This is a genomic window from Lacisediminihabitans sp. (assembly GCF_043726815.1).
GTDB lineage: Bacteria > Actinomycetota > Actinomycetes > Actinomycetales > Microbacteriaceae > Lacisediminihabitans.
Map to the genome: position 1 here is coordinate 28,263 of NZ_JAYSJZ010000105.1, position 25,263 is coordinate 53,525.

A 25,263-nucleotide genomic window follows, 5' to 3' on the forward strand; every position below is an offset into this window, starting at 1 on the left:
CGCCACCGACGGCCGCAGTGCGCCTCGCGACCGGCATTGCGGGTGGTTCTAGTAGCGTTGAGCGACGGCGTGCCGAGTCGCCGCCAAGAGCGAGGACGAAGACGATGGCCACAGGCAAGAACATTCTGGTAACCGGTGGAGCGGGCTTCATCGGATGCGCTCTCGCGCGCCGGTGGTCGGAGAACGCCGAAAGGTGGGTAGTGCTCGACAATCTTCATCCCCAGGTGCATCCGGAGCGCCGCCGCCCGGACGATCTGGTCGAGAGTGCCGAGCTCGTCGTAGCGAGCGTCGACGATCCGCGGTCGTGGGACGACCTGTTGGCCGACTTCCGCCCCGACGTCGTGATCCACCTCGCCGCGGAGACGGGCACCGCGCAGTCGCTGAGCGAGGCGACTCGCCACGCCCAGGTGAACGTCGTGGGCACGACCGTGATGCTCGACGCGTTCGGCCGAAACGACCACGTTCCGGCCCACACCGTGCTGAGCAGCAGCCGCTCGGTGTACGGCGAGGGGACCTGGAGGCGTACAGACGGCACCGTGTTCCAGCCCGGCCAACGTTCCCACGCCCAACTCGCTGCCGGGCAGTGGGACTTCCCCGGCGCGACGCCACTTCCGAGCGGTGCTCTGACGACGGTGCCCGCTCCCACCAGCGTCTACGGGGCGACGAAACTTGCGCAGGAACACATCCTGTCCGCCAGGGCAGGCGCGCACGATGCCGCACTCACCGTTCTCCGACTCCAGAACGTGTTCGGTCCCGGCCAATCGCTCACCAACAGCTACACCGGAATCGTTTCGCTCTTCTCGCAGCTGGCGAGGGCCGGCGAGTCGATACCGCTCTACGAGGACGGCGCGATCGTGCGCGACTTCGTCTTCATCGACGACGTCGCAGACGCCTTCGTCGCCGTACTCGACCGCGGACCGCACGGACTGTCTGGGCCGTTCGACATCGGAACCGGGGTCGTCACAACCATCGAGGCGCTCGCGAGGTCGATCGCGGCATTCCATGGAGCCCCGGAGCCGCACGTCACCGGGCAGTTTCGAGATGGGGACGTGCGGTATGCGGCCTGCGACATCGCACCGACGCTGACTTCCCTGGCGTGGCGTCCCCGTTGTGGGCTGGATGAGGGCGTCGCGCAGTTGCAGCAGTGGATCGAGGAACGGCAACACGGGTAACCGGGCGGAGGGGTGCTGGACATCGCAAGTCCGTCGGAGAGTTCCCCGTCTTCAGCGGTCCATGAGCGCCCGAATCGTGGTCGCGTCGCCCCAGACGGCAGGCGAGTCGTACTCCCGGTCGGGGAAGGCCCCGTACTCGAGGGTGAGGCCTAGGTTGCGGGAAGCGATGAACTCCTCGACCTTGTCGCCGAGGGCCACCGGCGTGCCCGAGCTGCAGTTGATGATGCCCCGCACCTCGTCCTGCAGCGAAACGGTCGCAATCTGCCGCGCGAGCTCGTCGATCTCAATGAAGTCGTAGCGGTTCTTGCCGCTCGTGAACGGGAAACGCGACTTTCCCGCGTCCGCGGCCTCGAGCAGCTTGGTGAAGATCGACCGGTTGTTCCTGTCGTCTCCGTAGATGTAGTAGCTGCGAAGCCACTGGAGGGTCACGTCGTCGCCCAGGGACTGGAAGAGGGCGCGTCGGAGGGCGTCCTTGGCGATTCCGTAGAGCGAGGTCGGGTTGGTCGGCGTGTCCGCGTCGATCGCGCCCTCCCAGTAGCCGATTTCGTGCATCGATCCCAGCGCGGCAATCCGTCGGGTGCCTCCGAGAGCGGCCAGGCGCAGAAACCGGAAGTGCGAGGAGAGCAGTTCGATGTGGGACGGCGCATTGTGGCTGAACCCGTCCTGCCAGGCCAGATGAACGAGCGCGTCGGCCGAGCCGGCGAGGGAGACGAGGTCGACTCCCGGTGCCAGGACATCGGCTTCGACCACCGCGGCCCGCGAGTCGACGTCTCGACGGGACAGCGGACGCACGATTGCCGTGACGCGCGCCCCCTGGTCGAGGAGGGCCGACACGACGTGGCGCCCGATGTATCCGGCAGCTCCCGTAACGACGACGTGCTGGCTTGTCATGCTATTTGAGACCTGATTCACTCATCGATTGTAATTCGGTCGGGCGCGCGGTCCGAACCCGGCATCCGCAGAGCTCCGCCAGCCCTCCATCGGCCATCGAGGGCGAACCGCATGAGGAAGACCGCAGCGAGGATCAGGGACACGGTCGCGAGGCCGAGGAGGAGAATGGTTCCGCCTGGTGGGACCCAATTCGGGTCGAGCAGCAGCTTCTTCCACGAGTCACCGTCCAGGCCGACACCGTACCGCTTGAGCGTATACGCAAAACTCGCGAGGTTTCCGCCAGCCCAGAGCGGCAACACCAGGTAGACGAGACGGCGCCCGATGGCCGGGTCTGCTCGGGAGAATCGCGCGGCGAGCACCGTCGCGACCCCCACCATCAGGCAGGTGAAGATCGGCAGTGTGTAACGCCCCTGCCACACCACGCCACCCTTGGTGATGTAGATGCCCTGCAGCAGGGCGGGGGTGAGAATCGTGAGGCCGAGAAGCACGATGGCCAGGGTGAGGGGTCTCCCGCGCAGGGTGACCAGCGCCGCAAGTAGGAGGCCTCCGGCAAGAAGCGACCACAGGAAGTACACCGCCGACGGGGAAGACGTGTCCTCCCAGCCGAAACGCCCCACTATGCCGCGCGCGTAGTCGAACGTGCCGGCAAAGACAAGCGCGAAGCCGCGGAGCGGGGATGCGCCCGTTCCGTTGACGCTTTCGAGATTGGTCGTGGGGGTGAGCCCCGCGCCCAGTGAATTGGAGAACAGGGTCCAGATCACCGCCGCCCCGGTGCCCGCCGCTATCGTGACGACGGCCACTCGCACGGCACGCATGCGGGCGAAGACGAGGATGCGGGTGCGGGGCACAAGGAGGAACGGAGTGAGCACGGCGATGGCCACCCACAGTGGCGAGATGCCCCGCATGTTCGCGGCCACGCAGGCCGAGACGATCACGATCGCGGCGCGGTGCGCCAGGAGCCTTCTGGCGGGGAAGAGCACGATCGACAGCACCCCGGTGAACGCGGCCTGGGTGGCCGTGGTCTCCAGCGAGCTGGGATTCACCACGCCGTTGATGAAGAACACCATCGGAGTCACAGCAGCCGCGAACCCGATCGTGGGCAGCAACCGTCGTCGCCAGCTGGAGATGAGGCTGAGGGTCAAGGCGAGGAATACCGACGACAGGATGCCGCTCACCACCCGCACCCAGATGATCGCCGATGCGTCGTGGACGATCAGCGTTGGCCAGCCGACGAGGAGGTAGTAGGTGGGGTTGTAGCGGCCGGCCGAGGTCTCCGCCAGCACGGTCTTCCAGGGGTCGCCCGCGAGCTGCCCGCTGCAGGTCGGAACCACATTCACCCTGTAGGCGAAACAGGTCTGAACGGAGGTGTAGCCGACGTAGGCCGGAACGTGAACTATCTGTTTGCCGTCGGGCGCGGTGGGGCCGTTGAACTCGCCGCGGACCACCGACGCCGCCTTGATGATGTGGGCGGGCTCATCCGGGCCGCCGCTGATCGGCGTCGCGAGCGACCAGGCGGTGGCGATCAGGGAGAAGAAGAGAAGGCACAGGAAGAACACGGAACGCGGCGATTGCCATTGGCCAGGCGTGCGAGACTTCGCCACGGTCACGGCCTCCCGGCCGCGATTCCGTCGAACTCGGCGGCGACCATGATGCCCACGAGTTCGTGGAACGAGACGCTCGGCTCCCAGCCGATCGAGCGGAGCTTCGACGGATCGCCGACGAGCTGCTGCGGGTCGGCAGGACGGTAGAGGCCGGGGTCGATGATCACTCGGTCCTGCCAGTCGGAGACGCCGGCCACCGAGAAGGCCTCCGCCACGAACTCCCGCACGGAGTGCGAGACCCCCGTCGCCACGATGAAGTCACCGCTCTCCGGCTGGGAGACGATGCGGATCATCGCATCGACATAGTCGGGCGCATAGCCCCAGTCCCGGTGCACGTCGATGTTGCCGAGGGTGATCGTGTCCTGGAGCCCCAGCGAGATCCGCGCGACGGCCTTGGCGATCTTCCGGGCCACGAACGTCTCCGGTCGGCGCGGTGACTCGTGGTTGTAGAGCACGGCCGAGCTGACGAACATCCCGCGCGCGCGATACACGCCGGCCATCTCGTGAGCGAAGTCTTTCGCGGCGCCGTATGGCGTGACCGGCCGTCGCGGGGTGTTCTCGTTTTGGGGAACCTCCGAGGCGTCCCCGAAGATCTCCGCGCTCGACGCCTGCAGCATCCGCACGCCTCGTCCGAGCCTCTGGGAAAGCTTCCACGAGGCCTCGAGCAGGCGAATGGGACCGACACCGAGCACGTCGGCCGTCTCGGCGGGCTCCTCCCACGACCGCGCCACCGAGGTGTTGCCGGCCAGGTTGAACACCCTCGTCGGCTCGGTCTCGTCGATGAGGTCGCGGATGCCCTTGGCGTCCTCGAGGGTGGCGACGTGCGCCGACACGGTGGGGAAGTGCTCGATCAGCCGCCGTGCGCCGTCCGCGGAGTGGCACATGCCATGGACTTCGTCTCCCGCCGCCAGCAGCTTCTCCACCAGGTAGACGCCGTCCTGCCCGTTCGCCCCTGTGACCAGCGAGCGCTCTCTCACGAGACGCTCCGGTAGACATCCACGTGCACGTCGCGACAGCGTTCCCAGGTGAAGCCGCGCACCTGTTCCAGTCCGGCCACGGACAGTTGCTGCCTCCCGGCGATGGCGGCCAGGATGCCGTCGGCGATCGATTCGACGTCGAGGGGATCGAAGAGCACGGCGGCCTCGCCGCAGACCTCGGGGATCGACCCGGCATTCGAGGCGGCGACCGGGCAGCCGGACGCCATGGCTTCGAGCGGCGGCAAGCCGAACCCCTCGTAGAGGCTGGGGAAGGCCAGGGCGGCCGCGCTGCGATACAGGTGCTTCAACTCATCGGCGCTGACCAGGCCGCGGCGCTCGACCCACTCCGGCAGGTCGCCGAGGGTGTCCAGGCCCCCTCCCGTGAGCACGAGCCGCAGGTCAGGAAGCTCGTCGCGCACTCGTCGCATCGCCTCGATGAGCCTGACGTGGTTCTTGTGCTGCCAGCCGCGGGCGGGATACAGCACGAAGTTCTCGCGCCCGCCGAGATTGGCGCGGTACTGCTCCGCGTCCACGGCGAGGTGGGCGACGTGGATCTTCTCCGCCGGAAGGTCGAGCAGCTCCACCATTCGGGTCTTCGCAAAGTCGCTGATGGTGATGACCGCGTCCGCGCGTCGTGCGGCGCCCTCGTAGAAGTGACGACGGTAGGCGAGTTCCGCGCGCGAGAACAGCTGGGGAAGGTCGAGGTGTTGCACGTCGAGCAGCGACTGCACGAAGGCCTGCTTTCGCGCCGGGCGCGGCACCGGCACCGTGAAGGGGAAGTGTACGACGCTGGCCTGTCGCATCCTGGCGCGGATGGCGGGCGCGAAGAGCGAGGCCGTGGCGACGGAGCGCAGGCGTTGGGCGGTCGAGCCCCCGCCTCGCACGACCGCGATCGGCTCCTCGGCGATGCCCTGGCTGAATCCCACGGCGCTCGCCGGCACGTACGCCGTGGCGTTCACGGAATCGACCGTCGCGAGCTGCCGCGTGAGTTCCCTGGCATAGGTCTCACTGCCGCCCATGCCGCCGGGGACGAGCGTGAGCATCGAGAGGGCGACATCGATCACGGGCGCTTGTGCATGCACGGCACGCGGCTAGACGGTCTGGACGCTGTCGACGTAGCGCGTTCCGCCGAGTTCGAGTGCCTGGATGTCGGCATCCACCATGATCTGGGCGAGTCGAGGCGTGAGGATGGCCGGCGTCCAACCGAGCTGCTCCCGAGCCTTCGCCGCGTCGCCGATGAGGGCGTCGACCTCGGTCGGGCGCAGGTAGCGCTCGTCGAACCTGACGTACTTCTCCCAGTCGAGTCCGGCATGGCCGAACGAGAGCTCCAGGAAGTCCTTCACCGTGTACGCGGTGTTGGTCGCGACGACGAAGTCGTCCGGGGTGTCGTGCTGCAGCATGCGCCACATGGCCTCGACGTACTCGGGGGCGTAGCCCCAGTCGCGAACCGAGTCGAGGTTGCCCATGAAGAGTTCGGACTGCTCGCCGGCCGCGATCCTGGCCACGGCGCGAGTGATCTTGCGGGTGACGAAGGTGTCGCCACGGCGGGGCGACTCGTGGTTGAACAGGATTCCGTTGGAGGCGAAGAGCCCGTAGGCCTCGCGGTAGTTCTTCGTGATCCAGTACGAGTAGACCTTCGCGACGCCATAGGGGGAGCGCGGGTAGAACGGGGTGTCCTCGTTCTGCGGGGGCGGAGTCGCGCCGAACATCTCGGAGCTCGACGCCTGGTAGAAGCGGGTATTCAGGCCGATCGCCCGGATCGCCTCGAGCAGGCGGATGGTGCCGAGTCCGGTCACATCGCCGGTGTACTCCGGCTCGTCGAAGCTCACCCGCACGTGGGACTGCGCCGCCAGGTTGTAGACCTCGTCGGGCTGGATCTCGTTCAGGAGCGTCACGAGGCGCGAGCCGTCGGTGAGGTCCGAGTAGTGCAGAAAGAGATTCGGGTGCGGGGTGTGCGGGTCCTGGTAGATGTGGTCGATGCGGTCCGTGTTGAAGGTTGACGAACGACGGATCAGGCCGTGCACCTCGTAGCCCTTGCCGAGGAGAAGCTCCGCAAGGTAACTTCCATCCTGTCCGGTGATCCCGGTGATGATGGCCTTCTTTGCCGTGGACTCAGACATTCAATTTACTCCGATGGATACAGTGGGCTGCGATTCCCGCCGGCCCTGCAGATGTGCCGTGAAACGCAGCCAGCCTAGTTTAGGGGGTAGACGAGCTTGACTCAGAGAGAGCGGGCCTTGGCATTCAGCCGACCCGCTGCAAAGGCCGAGGCCCAGCGTATCGGGCGATGCCACATTCCGCTGATGGGACGCAGGGCGCCGGGCAGGTGTCGCCGCTTGACCGACTCGGCCTCCTGGCTGGAGGCCAGACGATTGGCCACCGTGAGGGAGTCGGGATGCCAGCGGAACGCCGACACCGCGTCGCGGGTGAAGGCGAACCGTCCGTGAGCCCGGAGCTTGAGGAACGCATCCAGGTCCATCGCATATTTGAGCGTCGGGTCGAAGCCCCCGATCTGCTCCAGCGCGTCGAGCCGAACCATGGTGCCGGGGTGCGGGATGAGGTCGGGTCCCCACGGCAGCAGGAAGGTCGCAAGACGGCCGGCATTGCTCAGCGTGATGGTGCGCCCCTCCGGATCGATGTATTCGCAGCCTCCGAATGCGAGCACCGCATCCGGGGTCGCTTCCAGCAGCGAGCGCAGCGCGAGGAGCCCCCGCGGCCGGAAGAGGTCGTCGTCACCGACCCAGGCGTAATACTGTTCGGTCGTGCGAGCGGCGAGTCCGCAGTTGATCGCCTCGGAGATGCCCCTCTTGGGGTCGTCGACCACGACGGCGCCATGGGCGAGGGCGAGGGCCCTGGCCGCCTCGGCCGACGGGGGAGCGACGACCACCAGGGTCACGCCGACTTCTGACCGCTGGGCGTCCACCGAGTCGAGCGTCAGTTGAAGAGTGTCGAGTCGATCGCCGAGCGTTGGCAAGACCACGAGAACCTCAGGGCCGGACATGTTTCTCACTTTCTGGATTGCTAACATTCGGTGAGACGAACGGCGGGACTCTCAGGAATTGTCGGGGCGCCGCCGGCGTTGCAGCACAGCGCGACACGCACACCGAGTATAACGAAACTGCATATCGGAGAACCGTTGGAACCGCTAGACAAGAAATCACGCATCTATGTTGCTGGCCACAGGGGGCTCGCCGGATCGGCCATCTGGCGTCATCTCTCGGCCGAAGGGTTCACCGATCTGATCGGGGCGACGTCGGCCGAGGTCGACCTCCGCGACCGAGGCGCCGTGTTCGACTTCATGCGTACCAATCGCCCGGACGTCGTCATCGATGCCGCGGCGCGGGTCGGCGGAATCTTCGCGAACGACACCTTCCCGGCCGATTTTCTCAGCGACAATCTGCAGATCCAGGTCAACCTGATGGATGCGGCGAACGACATCGACGTCGACCGCCTCCTCTTTCTGGGCTCCTCCTGCATCTATCCCAAGTTCGCCGAGCAGCCGATCAAGGAGTCGTCGCTGCTCACGGGCACCCTCGAGCCGACGAACGACGCCTACGCGATTGCGAAGATTGCCGGCATCATGCAGGTGCAGGCCTCCCGCAAGCAGTACGGGCGGCACTGGATCTCGGCAATGCCCACCAACCTCTACGGACCGGGCGACAATTTCCACCCGCAGAACTCCCATGTTCTGCCGGCCCTGATCCGCCGCATCCACGAGGCCAAGAGCAACGCGGCCGACGAGGTCGTGATCTGGGGGTCGGGCCGTCCCCGCCGCGAGTTCCTCTATGTGGACGACCTGGCGCACGCCTGCCTCTTCCTCCTCAACCACTACGACGACCCGCAGACCATCAACGTCGGTGTCGGCGAAGACCTGTCGATCCATGAACTCGCCCAGCTCATTGCGGCCTCCGTGGGCTACGAGGGCAGGCTCGTGCAGGACCCGTCGAAGCCCGACGGCACCCCGCAGAAGCTGTTGGATGTCTCCCGGCTGAAGGAACTCGGCTGGACGGCGAGCACCGAGCTTCACCAGGGTGTGGCGAGCACGTACCAGTGGTACCTCGAGCACCTCGACTCGCTGCGCACCAGGTAGCCCCCACACCCGTTGGTACTATCTCCCTATGGCCAGCTCCTTCGAAAAAACGCTCGTGGTGATGCCAGCGTTCAACGAGGAGGAGTCCGTTCGCGCTGTGGTGCTCGAGGTGTTCGAGAAGCTCCCGGGGATCAGTTGCCTCGTCGTGGATGACGGATCGTCGGATGGCACGGCCGGCGAGGCTCTCGCCGCGGGCGCCCTCGTCGCGCGATTGCCATTCAATCTCGGGGTGGGCGGAGCGATGCGAGTCGGCTTTCGCTACGCGATCGCCCACGGGTTCGAGAACGTGGTGCAGATCGATGCGGACGGCCAGCACGACCCGGCCGGCGTTGTGGCGCTTCTCGCCAAACTGGATTCGGCCGACCTCGTGCTTGGTGCACGCTTCGCCGGCGAGGGCGACTACTCGGTTCGGGGGCCCCGGCGCTGGGCGATGGTTCTGCTCTCCACCTTTCTGAGCCGGGCGGCGCACACCAGGCTCACGGATACCACCTCGGGTTTCCGCCTCAGCGGCCCACGCGCGGTGCGACTCTTCGCCGAGCACTACCCGGCGGAGTACCTGGGCGACACGATCGAGTCGCTCGTGATCGCGGCGAGAGCGAAGTGCACGATCGTGCAGGTTCCCGTGGCGATGCGCGTTCGCGCGGGGGGCCGCCCATCGCATCATCCGGTCAAGGCGGCCGCCTACCTCGCCAGGGCGGTCCTCGCGCTGTTCTTCGCTCTGATGCGTCCACCCGTGAAACTGGCTGACAGGGCGACGGCATGACCATTGCGACCTATATCCTCGGCGTCGTCTCCGCCCTGATCACCCTGGCGGTGGTGATCGAGATGTTGCGCCGCCGTCGACTGCGGGAACGGCATGCGGTGTGGTGGCTCGTGGCCGGCACGCTCGCACTCGTGATCGGAGTGTTTCCGAGCACCCTCATCTGGGCCGCCGGGCTGATCGGCGTCGCGGTGCCGCTCAACCTCGTCTTCTTCGTGAGCGTCGCGGTCTTGTTTCTGGTCTGCATCCAGCACAGCGCAGAACTGACCGCACTCGAGGAGAAGACGCGGGTTCTGGCCGAGACGGTCGCGCTGCTCGAGATGCGCATCGGCGAGGTGGAGACCACTCACTCCACGGAGGCCGTGACGCCGCCGAGCGGCTCCTCCCACGTCGAGCCGAACCCCGAGAGCCGGCGTTCTACGACGTAGTCGCTCGAGCGTGCCGCAGTCTGGCCCCGACCAGGTACGACCCGTGCACGAGGAGCCCGAGGACGGGGCCACCGACGAGGGCGGCGACGGTGCGCGAGGCGAAGTCCATGGGCAGCATCAGGGCCGCGACCGTGACGATGGCAGCGGCGACCCAGCCGCAGGTGTAGACGAAGTGCTGCGAGCGCGCCAGCACCGCGGGAGCGGTGATGCACAGCGCCGCGACGAGCGCGGAGGATCCCACCAGGATCGCGAAGAACGGCGCATCCGGCTGGAGCTTGTTCGGGAAGAGGAAGTGGTAGACCGGCGGTCCGAGAAACCAGCCGGCCACGGCGAGAACGGCGCCTCCCGCGGCGACCGCGCCCAGCAGGCCCAGCAGTTGTCGCCAGAAGTGCTGCGCGTTGTCCCGGAAGTGCACGACGAGATAGCTCTGCAGGGAGAGGGCCACCACGATCAGGGGCGCCCTGGTGAGGGTGATCGTCACGATGAACATGCCCAGGGTGGCCTTGGACTCCGAGTGGGAGGTGAGACCGAGCAGCAGCGGGAAGCCGCTCACCATCACGGCGGTGGCGGCGGCCGCGACGATCGTGCGCGCGACATTCCAGGTGAGCGCGCGGTACCCGACATCGAGCTCGGAAAGGCCGACGATTGAGCGCCGGATGAACGGCCACAGCAGCAGGAGCGCGAGGGGGAACGGGATCGCCACCGACCAGGCGAGCGCGACGACATCGGTCGTGAACGACAGGGTGATGGCCAACGCGGCGAGCCGCAGGATCGCGTCGACGGAGATCATCAGGGCGAGAGGCACCCACGCGGCCACGCCGTAGAGCGAGCCGGCCAGAACGGCGACCATGACGTAGGACGACGCGCCCACCGCCAACGGCCAGACGAGGGCCCAGCCGTCTTCCGGAAACGTGGTGCTCACCCACACCGGAGCCGTGCCGACGATCGTCACGAAGACGATCGCTCCGGCGACGATACCGAAGGTGCGGGCGCGGGAGGCGTGGGCGGTCGCTCTTCCTGCCCGGCGCATTGTCGCCCGGGTGACCTCCTGCTGGATTCCGCCGAGGGCGCCGACGATGAGGTAGATGAACGACCAGAACACGGCAAACACGGCGTAGCCGGCGAGGCCGATCCGGTTGGGAACGAGGATCGTCACGGCGTAGGACGCGACGCCCGCGATGGCGGTGGCGATGAGAATGATGGCGAATCCGGAGAGGCGGCGGGTTCCTCGACCCGTGGGCCTCACGTCTGTCACGTCGTCATCCTATCCAGCGCTAGGGAGCGGCCGGCGCGGGCACGATCTTGTAGATCTGAACGCTCAGCGTTCCCTGCTCGGTGCTCGACAGTTGCCGGAGGCACTGGCTGGTCACCGGGCCCGAGTCTGACAGCACGTAGTCGAGGTGGCGTTGGGCAAACGCGGAACACGGATCGAGGGTGATCTCGATCAGGTCCTCCTGCACCAGCGCGACCTTCGGTGCGCCGGGGCGGAAGGCCCAGTGCAGGTGCGCCAGCCGATTCCAGACCTTCTCGTAGCGCGAGGTCGGGTCGATCTGCGCCCACATCGACTTGGAGGGGTAGTTCTGCACGCCGCTGTAGGTGCGCACCCCCGACTGCACCAGGATCGCCGCTGCCTCGCCCGAACCGACTGCCACCCAGCTGCCCGGCTGCGCCTTCTGCGTCTGGGCGACCAGCCGCCCGGTCGTGGTCTCTGACAGGTCGAAGACCCCGCGGTAAATCGGGTTGACGTTCCAGCCGATGAGGAGGGAGGCGATGAGGAGCATCACCGCGGCGATCGGTATGGTGCGTTTGGCGAACAACAGCACGGTGGCGAGCACAATCGCGACCACCACGATCTTCCAGGTCGACGCGTTCACCAGGGTGGCCGGGTCGAGGCGTCTGATGACCAGCAGCACGCCGCCCATCACCGCGATCGCGACGACGCCGCAGACCGCACCGACCTTCCACGACCTGGCGAAGCTCGTCTTGTCCACCTGGTCGATGGTGAGGGCGGCGAAGAGCGGCAGCAGCACGGCGAAGACGACCTTGAACCGTCTGGCAGGCACCCTGTCGAGCTGCAGAAGGTGGGCGACGGCATCCCAGCCGGGCACCAGCAGGTAGGCGACGACGACGAGGAAGACCGCGATCGAGAAGAGCAGCACCCAATCGATGGTGCGCGACTTGCGCCATTGGGCGATCAGAAACCAGATCAGCGCCGGCAGCAGGAAGAGGCTCAGCAGGATCACCGTCGAGGCCTCTGACGCGTTCGGGCCGAGCACCGACCCGTCGGTGTTCACCGTGAGGGCGCCGTTCCAGGCCGCCCCCGCCACGCTCGCGAGATGCGGATCGGCAGAGAGAAGATTGCCGGTGGGCTCCGCCCGCTGTCCCGGGTAGACAGTGGAGAAGAGCGCGGTGAAGGTCGAGATGTGCGCGAACGCCCAGGTGGCCGTGACGGCGATGGCGGCAACGCCCGCCACCACGTACGGCAGCAGGGCGGACACCGTGGCGCGGACTCCGCCGTGCGCCCAGGGCTTCTCCCGAATCAGGTACCCCACGGCGAAGAAGACGAACACGATGAGGCCGGGGATCATGAATGGCACGTAGAGTCCCATGGCCATGGACACCGCGAAATAGCCGACGATGCCGGCGAACAGCCAGCGCACCCAGCGACGCGGTTCGCGCAGTTGCCAGACGAATCCGGCCATGGCGAACAGGGACCACCCGATGGGCCACAGCGTGCTCGGACCGAACCACCACTGCACGAACGGCGTGAAGAACAGCGCGATCGAGATGAGCGCGGCGGTGATCGGTCGGCGCGGGAGAATCGTGACCAGGAACACGTAGCAACCGCTGATCATGCCGATCGTGGGGAGCCACCACTCCCAGGCGACGCCGAAGTCGACGCCGAACAGCAGATGGCCCCAGATATCCGGCCGGAACAGGCTCGAGAGATCCCACGACGGAAGCTCGTTGAGCACGGTCATGTCGACCCCGCCGGGGAAGATCGGGTTGACGGTGGGAAAGTTGTGGCGCGCCTGGGCGAAGAGCCAGCTCTGCTGGGTGAGGAATTCATCCGACCGGATGGTGCGGGGCGTTCCATAGATCAGGTGCGGATCGGTCCCGTGCTCGAGCAGCATCCAGTGAACGCCGGAGGAGGTTCCGGAGATCTGCAGCGCCACCAGCACGATGAAGACGATCGCCAGCAGCACGGGAAACCACGCGATCACTCGCCAGTTCGGCAGTCCCGTCGCCCGGGGCAGCACAAACGCGTCGAAGGCGCCGCGGAGCCGAGCAATGCGGCTTCTCTCGGCTATCGAGAACGTTCTCGTGGTGTCTTGTTTCCCCGATTGCACGGGGTTCAGCCTAACCGCCGCGTCGGCGCCCCATCCCGGCGGGTGCCTCCGGGCCGCCTGTCAGTGGGACTGAAGCAGGTCTCTCACCATGTCGAGCCGGCCCTGGCTGGCGAACCGGGAGTACCAGCCGCGGCGGTGTGCGGCGAGGATCGGCGCGACCCTGCGCACCCTCGATGCCGGGAGTGCCTCACGCTCGGCCTCGAAGGCGGCCTTCGCCCGGGCCAGCCGTCGCATCCGTTCCGGCACTGTCGCGCCGAGCGAATCCAGGCGCTCCGCGAACTGCGCGAACTGCAGGGAGAGCCGGGCATTTCTGTCCCCGCGCGGTTCGAGCACGCGGCGCAGCTTGCGGCGCAGGGTGGGGTAGGCGACGCCGATCTGGTTCGAGGCGTGCTGGCGGTAGTCGATGAGCTGCTCGTCCACCAGGTCCACGCGGCCGACGACGGTGGCGATGGCGGCCAGCCACTCGTCGTGAACCCAGCCGGAGGCAAAGGGCAGGGCGGCATCCAGCAGCCGGCGGCGCAGCATCATGGTCGCCCCGGTGGCCACGTTCCTCCTGATGAACACGGCGAATCCCTCGCCCGCGTGCACGGCCCCGCGGTCGGCGGCCGAGAGCTCGAGCACGTCGAAGAGCGTGCGGTCGAGGCTCGTGCCGTGGGAGTCCACCAGCCGGGCGTCGGTGAAGACCAGGTCGAGGTCGGCGCGGGAATCGAACTCGCGCAGGACCGTGGCCAGGCGATCGGGATGCCAGACGTCATCCTGGTCGCAGAGGGCGATGAACTCGCCGGTGCAGGCACGGATGGCCCTCTCGAAGTTGGCAGTCACCCCGAGCGCGACGGGGTTCTGCAGCACCGTGAGGGCCACGTTCGGATGCGCGAGCAGCACTTTGCGCGCGATCGCCACTGTGTCGTCGACCGAGGCGTCATCGGAGAGCACGATCTCGGCGGGAGCCACCGTCTGGTTGACGATGCTCAGCAGCTGCGCCTCGATGAACGGAGCGCCATTGTGGCTGCAGAGAGCCACCGAGACGCGATCGGTCATTGCGGAACCCCCAGCGTGAGTGTCGGCGACGCGCGCGCGTCGCCCGTGTGGCAATTCATTCTCTCGTGTGCGGCGGGGGAAACCGGCCAGCATCGCAGAGCCAGCGGGTTCGCCGCCGCTTACTCGGGTACATTGAGGCGGTGGCTCGAGAACAAAAGCGCATCGCTATGAAGCATTCCAAAGTCGTTGGACGATATGGTCTGTTTCGCGACCGTCGCGTGGCGCTCACGGTGACGCTCATCGTGGCCGTTGTCCTGGTGATCGGGGTGGGAGTCGGGGCGTGGGTGGGCTTTAGAGCGCTCGCAGCGAAGCACTCACTCGAGTCGGCGCAGAGTCTCATCTCCGACCTGCAGAAGAAGGTGACCGCTCGTGACTTCGCCGGCGCTGAGCGCGACGCGCAGAAGATCAAGGAAAACACGTCGAACGCCGTCTCCCTCACCAGCGATCCGATCTGGCGAACCACGGAGTATGTTCCCGTTCTTGGGCAGAATCTCTCTGTAGTTCGCCAACTTGCGGTCGTAGTGAACGACGTCGCCGACGGCGCCATCGATCCCTCGGTGAAGTTCGCATCGACCTTCAACCTCGATTCGCTCAAGCCCGTCGATAGCCACATCAACCTCGCTCCCCTCAAGTCGGCCGGAGCGATCATCACGAAGGCCGACAAGGTCATCAAGACGGCCTCGACGACCGTGAGGTCGATCGACGACAGGGCGAGCGTCTCCGCGGTCAAGAGTGCCGTGACCAAGCTGCAGTCGCTGCTGGCAAAGGCGCAGGGAATCACGACGCCGGTTCGAAACGCACTCGAGCTGCTGCCGCCAATGATGGGAGCCGACGGTGCTCGCAACTACATCCTTCTCTTTCTGAACAACGCCGAATCCGCGAGCCTGGGCGGCGCGGCAAGCGCGTGGGTCGTCATGCATGTTGAGAACGGCGCGATAACAATCACCGCGCAGCCCAGCACCCGCGGCTTCACGCTCAATCTCCCCACGCCGATGAAACTAGACCCGAGTCTTGAGGCGCTCTACGCCGAGAATGGCTTCTCCCACTCGAACAACGTGACCATCCGGCCGGACTTCCCCACAGCGGGCAAGCTTGCTCAGGCTTACTGGTTGCGGCAGTCCGGGGTGAAAGTCGACGGTGTTCTTTCTTTCGATCCGATTGCGTTGGCGCACCTTCTCAACGCAACGGGACCGATCAAGCTCGTTACGGGCGACACGCTCACCCCGGCCAACGCCGTCTCGACCCTGCTGTCCGGTGTCTACGCGAGATATACGAACGACCGGGTACTGGATGCGTACTTCTCCGGTGCCGCCGCGGCGGTGTTCGGTGCTCTGACCTCGACGTCACCAGACACGAACAAGCTGATCGCGGCTCTCACCAGGTCGGTTTCGGAGAACCGGATGATGGTGTGGAGCGACCACCCCGCCGAGCAGGCGATCCTGTCGAAGATCCAACTCGGCGGCATCCTCGACACGACGAATAAGGTGAACACGCAGATCGGAGTGTTCTTCAACGAGAACTCCGCGTCGAAGATGTCGTACTACCTCAAGACGACTGCGGCTCTCACGTCTACGGCCTGCAAGACGCCAGACAAACCCACGTTCTCCGTCGACGTGTCGCTGAATTCCGACCTCACCGCGGCTCAAGCCAAAGTGCTTCCCGCGTACGTGAAGTCCCAGGTCTACCTGAAGCCGCAGAAGACGCGAACGCAGGTGTACATCTACGGTCCTCCCGGCAGCACGTACGCGACCTACAGCAGTGGCGGGGGAGCCATGGCGATGTCCCTCGTCGGATCCGCGACCGACCTGGGAAGACCTGTCGCTCACATTCAGATGGATCTCCTGGCCGCGCAAACCGGCAAGTTCAACGTCACCTTCACCGGTGGGCCTGGTACCTACGGTCCGCTCGCTGCACGGGTGACGCCGATGGTCAATCCCACCGCGGTCACGCTCGCCTCGCCGGGCTGTACTGCTCCTGTCAAGTAGGGTGCGCGGCGCTACGAGATCCGCCGACAGAGGCGACCCCGGAAGGCGCGGCCGTTGACTGGCAAACCCGTTTAGACTGCGCCGTCCGAAAACGCGACTGCGCGAATGGTGCGCCACAAGATGATGAAGTCGCCCGTCATCGACCAGTTCTCCACGTAATACAGGTCGAGGCGGATGGCGTCATCCCAGCTGAGATTCGTTCGGCCGCTGACCTGCCATAGACCGCTCATGCCCGGCTTCATCATGAGGCGCCGGTGGGCGGCGTCGTCGTACAGCGCGACTTCGGCCTGGCGTTGGGGGCGGGGGCCGACAAGACTCATTTGGCCGAGAAGCACGTTGCACAGTTGCGGGAATTCGTCCAAGGATGAGCGGCGGAGAAAACGCCCGACGCGGGTGATTCGTGGATCGTTCGTCACCTTGAACAGCGGCTTGGAACTCTTTCCCTGTGCGTCGAGCAGGCTCTCGAGCTGGTCGTCCGCGTCCTTGACCATCGAGCGGAACTTGAACATCCCGAAGGGGGCGCCTTGCAGCCCGATGCGTTCCTGGCGGTAGAACACGCTCCCGGGACTGGTGCTCTTGATGGCGATGGCGACGGCGACGAGAATCGGCGAAGAGACCAGGATGATGAGGGAGGCCCCGACGATGTCAAAGAGTCGTTTGGAGAGTCGCTTCACCCCGGAGAACACCGGGTACTCCACGTAGATGAGGGGCAGCCCCGCCACCGGTCTCGCGTGGATTCTCGGGCCGGCCACGCCGGTGAGGCCCGGGGCGACGATGAGCGTCACCTCGCGCGCCTCGAGGTCCCAGCCGAGCTTGCGCATGTCGAGCGGGCTGATTTCATCGGAGCCGGTCACGACCACCGTGTCGGCTTGAGCCGACTCGAGGGCCTCGAGGATGTCCGAGTACTTGCCCAGCACCGGCACGCCGCCTGCGAAGGGCACGGTGGTCGACCCGTCTCTCGTGAGGGCGCCGACCACGTGGAGGCCGGAACCCTTGGCGCGACGGATCGTCTCAGTGACGTGCTCGGACTTGCTCTTTTCGCCGACCATGATCGCCCGTGAGACATGCAGACCGCGAGATTGCTCCTTGCGCAGCCACTGTCGCCAGCCCCAGCGGGTCCACAGAAGCAACAGGGCACCCGTAGGGAGAGCGATCAGGAAGTAGCCTCGCGCCAGATCGATCTGGAAGAGGAACGCGATGATTGCGAAGATGCCGAAGAGTCGAATCGTCGAGTCGATGACGCGCTTGTATTCGAGGCTGCCGCTTCCGATCACTCGCAGGTCGCGGGTCGAATACGCGCCCATCACGAACATCCACGAGACGGTGATGGCGAACGACACCGAGTTGTAGCCGATTCCGAGCTGCAATCGCTCGGCAAGCGCCACGGGTCGGAGTCCGAACCACAGCAACTGTGCGCCATAGACCGCCACCACGATCACGATCAGGTCGGTGACAATCAGGCGGCGAGCGTAAATCTTCTGCCAGGTTCGCACTCGACGGACGCTGGGAGATGCAACGTCAGTGATGGCCACGCAATGCTTCCCTTCGACGGCACTCTCTACAGTGAGAGAAATTCGGGTGCCGTGTCCAATATAGCCTCACGGGCTTTCACGCACTGCATGCTCAACCTAGCCCAATTGCAGAAATCAGCGCGTGACGGCGCTACTTCGCTGGTGCCACCACCGAGATCGACGCTGTCAGGTAGCTGTTCGCCTTGCCATCACTGCCCACCGTGGCACTGATGGTTCGTGGCCCGGGTGCCGACGACGGCGGCAGCGAGACTGTCTTCTTCGTCGCCTTGCCGTCCACTGATTTCACCTCGTACTTCTTTCCGTCGATGGTGAAGACCGTCGACTGGCTTCCCGAGGCTTTGGACGCGGCCACGGAGAGGGTGACCCGGGGGGCAGCCCCCTGGGAGACGGTCGGGGTGGAGGCCGAGATCGACGCGGTCGACGCTGCAGCCGTGGACCCGGTGATGGCGCCCTCGACGTAGACCGGCTCGCCGCTGAGCTGCACGGTGACATGACCGTTGCTCGGCGTCAGAGTCGTCTTGTTGCCGTACTCCGTGACGAGGGTCACGGGGCTCTTCGTCGCGTAGCTCACCGTGGTGGGCGCCGCAGACCAGGCCACACGGGTCGCTGTGTTCCCTGCCCCGAAGGCGTACGAATAGCTCGCCTCTCCGAGGGAATCCCGACTGGCGAATTTCTTGCCAGAGAGCTCACGGATGAGCACCGCCTGCGCCATCGCGCCCGGCTTGGGCAGGAATGCCGAGACGGACGCCGTCGGCGCGCGGAAGAGCCCGAAGTTGCCTTCGTGGTCCGTGACGTCGAGGCCTTCATTGACGAGGTCGTAGTTGTAGTAGCGCTCGGCGCCGCTCGCCAACGAGAGGGCCTGGGCCCGCACGGAATAGTCGCCCTGCACCCTCTCGCTGACTCCGTTCCCCGTCGTGTTTGTCGTGAACCCGAGTTCGGTGATCCAGAGCGGCTTGCTCTTTCCTCCGTTGTGGTCCTTGATGGCCGCGATCCCCCGCGGGATATTGATGGCGAGGTACTCGGGCGCGATCTGGCCACCGTACGGATGGAAGCTCACCGCATCGAGGTAGTTGAGGCCGCCCGCAGCGTAGAAGGTGCCGAGCCAGGCGTCATCCTGATACGCGATGGCCGGTCCGACCACGACGGTCTTGGGGTTGTCCGCCTTCAGCTGCTCGTAGGCTCCCTTCAGCAGCGGCAGATAGCATTCCGGCGTCTTGCCGCACTTGCCGTTCGCGAATCCATTCGGCTCGTTGTAGATCTCGATCGCGGGGCTGGAGAAGTGGGCGGCGAAGGCGCTGGCATACTTCGCATACGCGGCGATGCCCGCCGGGGAACTCGGCGTTCGACCGATGTCGTAGAACTTGTTCCAATAGGCCGCAATGGGAAGAACCTCCACGCCGTCCTTCGCATATTCCGCGTAGCCCTTGGTGAAGGCGTCCGGGTAGGTGTACACCCCGGGTGCCGTTTCGACGGTTCCCCAATTCGCATCGTCCCGCACAGAGCCGAACCCCAACTTTGCCACGAGCGGTGCGGAGCCGGCGTCGTTCGCGCTGCGCATGTGCACGCCGATTCCGAATCGAACATCGGTGGCCTTTCGCCCCTTCGCGGGCTTGTCGAGCAGCATCAACGGCGCGCTCACTGCGCTCGCGCCCGTGACGTCGGGATGCGCGTTGACGGTGTAATAACCCTGGGGAATGCCCTTCATCGAAATCGTGCTCACGCCGGCCTTCGTCGGCTGCGATCCCTTGGCCGCCTGCACTCCGTTCTGGTCGGTCAGCGTCCACTCCACCGATCGACCGAACGCCGCCACCGTCAGCGACGACGACCCCGTCGCCAGAACGAGGGATGTGCTCGTGATGCGGGTCGGCGACGAATACTTCTCAAACGAGCCGACGGGCAGCACGCTAGTGCCTCCCGCGGCTGGCGTGATGTCGAGGCCGTCGATGAGAACTCCGCGAGTGGGAGCCGACGTGGAAATCGTCACCGGCGCGCTGGTGGTCGCGCCGGGGGAGAACGGGAAGGAGATCTTCTTCCAGGCGTTCCCGGTCGCAGGCACAGTGAACGCGGCCGACGTGCCGACGGTGATCTTGGCCGACGTGTTCGCGGTGGTACCCGACTTCACCCAGGCGCTGACGGTGTAGGCGGCGTTCGGCGCCACCGTGGCCGAGGTCACCAGCGACTGGCGGTCGGCGACCGATGCCGGCGTCGAACTGTCGATTCGTAGACTCACGGTGCCGACCTTCGCGCCGGTGGACTGCACGCTGAAGGTGGTCGCCGCATCGGTTGGCGTCTTCTTCGTCCACCCAGAGAAGTCCGCGGCCGCATAGGTCTCGACCGCGAGCGCACCGGTCGCCGCCGGTTTCGGCGTGGTCGTGCCACGCTGATTCGAGCTGACCGCCCACACCCCGCCGATTCCCGCGAGAACGACCACGGCAACGGCCCCGATTGAGACTGGGAGAACCCATTTCGCGCGGGTTTTGGCAGTGGGCGGAGGGGCGCTGACGGTCATGAATCTCCAGGGATCATCGAACTCGAGGAGTGGGCAAAGACGTAAGTGGCCACCCTAACTCACTTGATGAGTGACTCTCGGTGCCGCCGCCGAGGGACAGGTGCTGAGCGACACTCGGCGTATGCTCGGATGTTGCCGGGGTAAACAAGTGGTTCTGCGTGAAAGCCAGTGCTCCGATAGCTGAGGAGCTGCGCAAATAGTGTCTGGCCTGATCGCTCACGAATGGATCGAGGCTCGGGGCGGTTCCGAGAATGTGCTCGAGGCGATCGCTGCCCTCTATCCGGACGCAGACGTGGTCACGCCCTGGACCAACGCGCCTCACCGTTTCGTGGACCGCAACGTGACGGAACTCTGGCTCGCCCGGTCTCCGCTTCGGGGACGCAAGGCGGCGTCCGTACTCGCGCTGGCGTCGGCCTGGCGCTCCGCTATCCCCCGTGACGCTCCCGCCTACGACTGGGTGCTGGCGAGCTCGCACCTGTTCTCCCATCACATCCGCCCCCGCGGCCTGAGCAGGGACGCGCCGAAACTCGTCTACGCATACACTCCCGCCCGATACATCTGGACTCCGGAGATGGATGCCCGCGGAGAGGGCATCCTCGCGCGCGCCGGTTCCGCGGTCTTGCGTCCCCTCGACCGTCGTCGCGCCGGAGAGGCAACGGCGGTGGCGGGAATCAGCGAATTCGTGAGGAAGCGCATCGAAGAGGCCTGGCAGGTGGACGCGACCATCATCTATCCGCCGGTGGAGACATCCGTTCTGCAGAGCATTCCGGACTGGCGCACCGAACTCTCCGGTGAGGAACTCCGTACCCTGGAGTCGTTGCCCGTGGACTTCATCCTGGGAGCCTCCCGATTCATCCCATACAAGCGGCTGGACCTCGTGATCGAGGCGGGCGAATACGCCGACCTGCCCGTGGTGCTCGCCGGCGGGGGACCGGAGTACGCGCGCCTGGCTGCCCAAGCGGCGCAGGCCAAGGTGCCCGTGACGATCATCGACGATCCCTCGAGTGCGCTGTTGCATGCCCTGTACCAGGCTGCTTCGGTCTTCGTGTTTCCGCCGGTCGAGGACTTCGGCATCATGCCCGTCGAGGCGATGGCGCTGGGCACCCCCGCGGTCGGAAGCGGGATCGGCGGCTCAGCCGAGACGATCGTCGACGGGGTCTCCGGGATGCATTTCGACGACGACTCTGGAAGCGAGGTCGGTGCGGCGGTGCTCCGGGCGATCGAACTTTCCGCGGAGGACTGTCGTCGTGAGAGTCTCAGATTCTCGCGTGAGGCGTTCGATGCAAACTTCCGCGACTGGATGGATCGCAGTATCTGATCGATTGTCAGGAATTGGCGTGAGTTGGATTCGGAATCTCAATCTGGCGCCGACTCTCGGGCTACTGTAATTCTGTGGTGGGCGGACCGTCCATTTACATCGACTCAAGTCACTTGACTGATCCGTTCGGACGTTCTTTCACGAGCCACTTTGCCTCTCTCGAGGCTTGGCGCCGCTGAGTCATCAAGACTCGGCGAGAACTCCGTTCAAATGGGAAGCGGCGACGCGACCCGTGACGCGAGACTTCTCGCGCCGTTCTCCATGTGCTGGAACTCCGTCCGATTCGCATATGCAGAGTACTTGTACACACCGTAATGAAGCCGGGGACCGATATTTCGGTTGTATCCGACGCCGACCGCTTGATCGAAAAGCTTCACTCCGTTGCACCAGAAGGCCACGTACCCTCCTCCAGTGTTCGAAAAGCGCACTCGGACCACAATCGCATTCCACTGCCCAGGGCGGTAAGCAACCGGAGGAACCTCCACAGAATAGATTCCGGCCGGAGTCGAACTACCTGAAAGCACGGGTAATCCACGATCCGTCCGAATGCGAAGCGCGAAACGGTCGCCAGTCAGCTGGGCAAGGGACAACTCAGGGGCGAGGGCCGAGGAGTCGCCCGACACGTTGTTCACATAGCGATATTGGAAGATAGTCACCTCGCCGTTGCCCGGTGCGTCTAATATCGGGGTGGCCGTGCGCGTCCAGAATGAAATCCACTCATCTCGATCAAACGCAACGGAATTGGCCGGCCACAATTCGGAATGAATTCCAATCGATGTCGGAGAGTCAGCGACGTAATGGGTGGTGTCGGCTTCGAATGCCTGATGCGACAAGCGCAGCGCATTGAACGCGACCGCGTTCGCAACATCAGGCGCGCCCAACGTCGGAAGGTTCCGGTTCAGGTCGGATGCCAACGCTGATAAGCCGGCAGGCATGCCGGACATTCTTGAGAGTGCAGCTGGCGAAAGTGGGCGTGATGACCCGACCGAGCCGTCGATATTCATGTAGCGAACGTTCGTCCAGTCTGGAGTGGGGGACAAGATGTCCATCCACCCTGGTTGCCAGGCGGACTGAGCGATGACGTAGACCTCGCGAATGGTCATATTCACCGCGACACCGAACACCGATTTGATGTCAATCGTGCTCTGCGCATCGGACAGCGATACGGTTTCCGCTCCCCATCCGAATTCTGCCGTCCTTACGATCAAGAAATAGATTCCTGCGGCGGCACGCGGCGCGAGAAGTAAGTTGGATGCCGCCGAAGTCTTGGCAAAGTAACTAGGAGTCGCGTAGCGCGAACCTATTGTGGGGGCAGCAGCTGGCTCGTTCAGCACGAGCAATTGCGCGAGACCGATACTCGCGCTCTGACCAGGGCCAGGCTTCCCCGCTTGCGTCGAGAGCACGAGCTGGAATCCTTCCGTTCCGGTGTTCGGTGCTTTCATTCGAATGATCGAGACACCATTAACTGGTTCCTGGACATTGTGAACTCGAACGGCCATCGTCGAAGTCTGGTCGCTCTCGCGAAAAAGGAAAGCAACGATAGAAGCGTTCGGGTCGCCAGTGAGCCCCCCAATGTTTGATCGAAGGCTCAGCAGTACAGTCTGCCCAGGCTGTGCAACATCAATCGAAGTTCTTATTCCGCCGAAAGAACTCGGCGAGGCGGTAGTTGTCGAACCCGTGAAGACCAATCCCTCCGCCGATACCGACTTCAACACCTTCGGAGAGGACGTGCCTTGCCAGGTCAGCCCAGTCGGTAGCTTGTTTTCCGTGACATTGGCTCCGGCGAATGGGAGCACGCTGCCTAAGAGATTGGTGCCAGCCGAACGAATCATCCCAGTCCCGTAGGTGGCACCAGTAAGGCTCGCTGCTACTCCGTTACGCAAGGTCAACCCGTTGCCGAAATTCACATACAACGCCGATGCTCGCGCTATGGTCGCAGTGTCTGCGGCCCGAGCTGGTGCCTGGTCAATCGCCACCAGCCCACCCACTGCAAGAGCCGCAGACCCGAACAGGAATGCTCGGCGCGAGGGGCTACTAAAGGATCGCTCGGAATGCCCGAGTGGCTGGTCTAAACGGGTCACGATGTCCTCGAATGGCCGGCTCCCCTCGGGCGGGTAGCTAATTGATCCTTCGAGAATATGCGAATTTCATTGAAACGAACAGCGCACATTCGAGTGCCTGCACCCCCAAAGCAAGGGGGTCGACCACAGTGACATAGGCCAGCGGATCGGTCGCGCGTAAGTTTTCGAATTGATAAAGCGCGACCTTGGCGTCCTCGCACCGGAGCGATCAAATTCGTTCGTCGTGATCGCTGAAACGGCGGATTTGAACCGCGCTACACTGCGGAGATGGGGGGGCGACTGTGAACGAGATGTCAGCGGCGAGCCATTCTCTTGCTGACACCTTCGATCCTCGCCGAAACAGCCTGAACGCACTTCGACTCGCTCTGGCGACCCTAGTTGTTGTTTCGCATTCATGGCCCATAGGCGGATACGGCGCAGGCATAGGGATTGGGGATCAGGATCTCGGCGGTTGGGCCGTTGCGGGCTTCTTCGCGATCTCTGGATTCCTTATCACCGGTAGTCGAATACATTCACGATCACTGCTCGACTACTTTTGGCGACGATTTCTGCGCATCTATCCCGGATTCATAGTGGCTCTCCTCGTGGTGGCCTTTGGGTTCGCGCCCATTTCCGTTTTCCTTCTAGGAAACGGCACATGGACGTTCGGCGCGGGTTCCTCCTACGTCTTGAGCAATGTCGCGCTAATGATGCGTCAGTTCGGGATAGCGGGCACCCTTCAAGGAGTGCCATTCCCAGGCTCTTGGGATGGCACTTTGTGGACGCTTTTCTACGAATTTCTCTGCTACATCGGCATTGGATTTCTCGTCAGTCTTGTCCCCCGTCGATTCCTGGGTGTAGCGATCGTGGGTATCCTCGTCGTGGGAACTGCCATAACCTGTCTGCACCTCTTTGATTTGTTTGCGGTTCCTGACAAGGTCTTAAGGATGGCGAGGCTTTCAACTTTCTTCGCTGCAGGCGCGCTCGCTTTCCAATCCCGTAAATGGCTACCGATGACGTGGCCCTGGGCGTTGGCCTTCCTGGCCTTGCTGCTGGTTACGATCTTCACCCGCACATTTCAAGCGTTTGCTGGAATCCCAGTGGCATATCTCATGCTCTATTTGGGAATCCGGCTGCCTCTGCACCGGGTTGGCGCGCGCAATGACATTTCTTACGGAATCTACATTTACGCATTTCCCGTCCAGCAAATACTGGCGATAGTCTTCCCCGACCAGTCGCTTCCGGTCGCGGTGTTCATCCTGCTATCAGTTGTTCTGGCTATACCGTTCGGATGGGCGAGTTGGATGCTGGTGGAAAAGCAAGCTATGAAATTCAAGGTGATCAAGCGTCGCGCTGAACCGAGCATTCGCCGTCCTCCAACGTGGCTGGCAAATCGCGCCCCGAGCGCCAGACGGAATATCGGGACTCCAGGCCGATCTAGGGCCGAGCGCTAAGCCTGAATCCACCGGTCGGGCTCTGAGGGTAGCGGCGCGTTAAACAGAGAATGCCTGTCTAATCAGGGAAAATTGCTCTTACCACAGACCAATCGAAC

At 64.7% G+C, this 25,263-nt stretch carries 19 protein-coding genes; 7 read left to right on the top strand and 12 right to left on the bottom strand.

What is annotated here, in order from left to right; all coding sequences use genetic code 11:
- Positions 1–104: 104 nt before the first annotated feature.
- On the top strand, positions 105–1,172 hold the full coding sequence (locus ACHZD8_RS16130; RefSeq protein WP_394771447.1) for an NAD-dependent epimerase/dehydratase family protein: 1,068 nt from the start codon (positions 105–107) through the stop codon (positions 1,170–1,172).
- A 51-nt stretch (positions 1,173–1,223) separates the two neighbouring features.
- On the opposite strand, the gene ACHZD8_RS16135 is transcribed toward ACHZD8_RS16130, so the two are convergent.
- The 6 genes from ACHZD8_RS16135 to ACHZD8_RS16160 all read right to left on the bottom strand — a co-directional run bounded on the left by ACHZD8_RS16135 (position 1,224) and on the right by ACHZD8_RS16160 (position 7,642).
- Entirely contained in the window at positions 1,224–2,063 is an 840-nt protein-coding gene (locus tag ACHZD8_RS16135; protein WP_394771448.1) for an NAD-dependent epimerase/dehydratase family protein, read from the bottom strand.
- A gap of 17 nt (positions 2,064–2,080) precedes the next feature.
- Positions 2,081–3,664: a DUF2142 domain-containing protein gene (locus ACHZD8_RS16140; protein WP_394771449.1), complete on the bottom strand. Its 1,584-nt coding sequence runs from the start codon at positions 3,662–3,664 to the stop codon at positions 2,081–2,083.
- Between the two features lie 2 nt (positions 3,665–3,666).
- Positions 3,667–4,641, bottom strand: coding sequence for a GDP-mannose 4,6-dehydratase (locus tag ACHZD8_RS16145; protein WP_394771450.1), 975 nt, complete (start codon positions 4,639–4,641; stop codon positions 3,667–3,669).
- Positions 4,638–5,723 carry a glycosyltransferase family 4 protein gene (locus ACHZD8_RS16150; protein WP_394771451.1) on the bottom strand — a complete coding sequence of 362 codons (1,086 nt, stop codon included), beginning with the start codon at positions 5,721–5,723 and terminating at the stop codon, positions 4,638–4,640. The genes ACHZD8_RS16145 and ACHZD8_RS16150 overlap by 4 nt, the downstream gene beginning before the upstream one ends.
- A 9-nt stretch (positions 5,724–5,732) precedes the next feature.
- Positions 5,733–6,761, bottom strand: coding sequence for a GDP-mannose 4,6-dehydratase (gene gmd, locus ACHZD8_RS16155; RefSeq protein ID WP_394771452.1), 1,029 nt, complete (start codon positions 6,759–6,761; stop codon positions 5,733–5,735).
- A 101-nt stretch (positions 6,762–6,862) separates the two neighbouring features.
- Positions 6,863–7,642, bottom strand: coding sequence for a glycosyltransferase (locus ACHZD8_RS16160; RefSeq protein ID WP_394771453.1), 780 nt, complete (start codon positions 7,640–7,642; stop codon positions 6,863–6,865).
- A gap of 135 nt (positions 7,643–7,777) precedes the next feature.
- On the opposite strand from ACHZD8_RS16160, the gene ACHZD8_RS16165 reads away from it, so the two are divergent.
- Genes ACHZD8_RS16165 through ACHZD8_RS16175 form a run of 3 tightly spaced genes read left to right on the top strand, consistent with a single transcriptional unit; the run spans position 7,778 to position 9,919 of the window.
- A complete protein-coding gene (locus ACHZD8_RS16165) occupies positions 7,778–8,731 on the top strand; it encodes a GDP-L-fucose synthase family protein (protein ID WP_394771454.1) in 954 nt (317 codons plus the stop codon).
- A 28-nt stretch (positions 8,732–8,759) separates the two neighbouring features.
- Positions 8,760–9,494: a glycosyltransferase family 2 protein gene (locus tag ACHZD8_RS16170; RefSeq protein ID WP_394771455.1), complete on the top strand. Its 735-nt coding sequence runs from the start codon at positions 8,760–8,762 to the stop codon at positions 9,492–9,494.
- Complete coding sequence (locus ACHZD8_RS16175; RefSeq protein ID WP_394771456.1) at positions 9,491–9,919, top strand: DUF2304 domain-containing protein; 429 nt, start codon at positions 9,491–9,493, stop codon at positions 9,917–9,919. The genes ACHZD8_RS16170 and ACHZD8_RS16175 overlap by 4 nt, the downstream gene beginning before the upstream one ends.
- Here the strand turns inward: ACHZD8_RS16175 and ACHZD8_RS16180 are convergent.
- Genes ACHZD8_RS16180 through ACHZD8_RS16190 form a run of 3 tightly spaced genes read right to left on the bottom strand, consistent with a single transcriptional unit; the run spans position 9,909 to position 14,307 of the window.
- Positions 9,909–11,174 (bottom strand): hypothetical protein, encoded by a 1,266-nt coding sequence (locus tag ACHZD8_RS16180; protein ID WP_394771457.1) that lies wholly within the window; start codon positions 11,172–11,174, stop codon positions 9,909–9,911. The genes ACHZD8_RS16175 and ACHZD8_RS16180 overlap by 11 nt on opposite strands.
- Positions 11,175–11,193: 19 nt before the next feature.
- Positions 11,194–13,269 (bottom strand): hypothetical protein, encoded by a 2,076-nt coding sequence (locus ACHZD8_RS16185; RefSeq protein WP_394771458.1) that lies wholly within the window; start codon positions 13,267–13,269, stop codon positions 11,194–11,196.
- A 60-nt stretch (positions 13,270–13,329) separates the two neighbouring features.
- Positions 13,330–14,307: a glycosyltransferase family 2 protein gene (locus ACHZD8_RS16190; RefSeq protein ID WP_394771459.1), complete on the bottom strand. Its 978-nt coding sequence runs from the start codon at positions 14,305–14,307 to the stop codon at positions 13,330–13,332.
- Positions 14,308–14,525: 218 nt separating this feature from the next.
- Here ACHZD8_RS16190 and ACHZD8_RS16195 point away from each other — a divergent pair, with 218 nt between their 5' ends.
- The gene (locus ACHZD8_RS16195) at positions 14,526–16,292 is read left to right on the top strand and encodes a DUF4012 domain-containing protein (RefSeq protein WP_394771460.1); all 1,767 of its coding nucleotides are present in this window, start codon (positions 14,526–14,528) and stop codon (positions 16,290–16,292) included.
- 71 nt (positions 16,293–16,363) lie between these two features.
- On the opposite strand, the gene ACHZD8_RS16200 is transcribed toward ACHZD8_RS16195, so the two are convergent.
- The gene (locus tag ACHZD8_RS16200) at positions 16,364–17,785 is read right to left on the bottom strand and encodes a sugar transferase (protein ID WP_394771461.1); all 1,422 of its coding nucleotides are present in this window, start codon (positions 17,783–17,785) and stop codon (positions 16,364–16,366) included.
- A gap of 169 nt (positions 17,786–17,954) precedes the next feature.
- Complete coding sequence (locus ACHZD8_RS16205; RefSeq protein WP_394771462.1) at positions 17,955–20,255, bottom strand: glycosyl hydrolase; 2,301 nt, start codon at positions 20,253–20,255, stop codon at positions 17,955–17,957.
- Between the two features lie 277 nt (positions 20,256–20,532).
- Here ACHZD8_RS16205 and ACHZD8_RS16210 point away from each other — a divergent pair, with 277 nt between their 5' ends.
- Positions 20,533–21,651, top strand: coding sequence for a glycosyltransferase (locus tag ACHZD8_RS16210; RefSeq protein WP_394771463.1), 1,119 nt, complete (start codon positions 20,533–20,535; stop codon positions 21,649–21,651).
- Between the two features lie 206 nt (positions 21,652–21,857).
- Here the strand turns inward: ACHZD8_RS16210 and ACHZD8_RS16215 are convergent, their stop codons facing one another.
- Entirely contained in the window at positions 21,858–23,627 is a 1,770-nt protein-coding gene (locus ACHZD8_RS16215) for a heparin lyase I family protein (protein WP_394771464.1), read from the bottom strand.
- Between the two features lie 395 nt (positions 23,628–24,022).
- Here ACHZD8_RS16215 and ACHZD8_RS16220 point away from each other — a divergent pair, with 395 nt between their 5' ends.
- Positions 24,023–25,165, top strand: a complete 1,143-nt coding sequence (locus tag ACHZD8_RS16220) for an acyltransferase family protein (protein ID WP_394771467.1) — start codon at positions 24,023–24,025, stop codon at positions 25,163–25,165.
- The last annotated feature ends 98 nt before the right edge of the window (positions 25,166–25,263 follow it).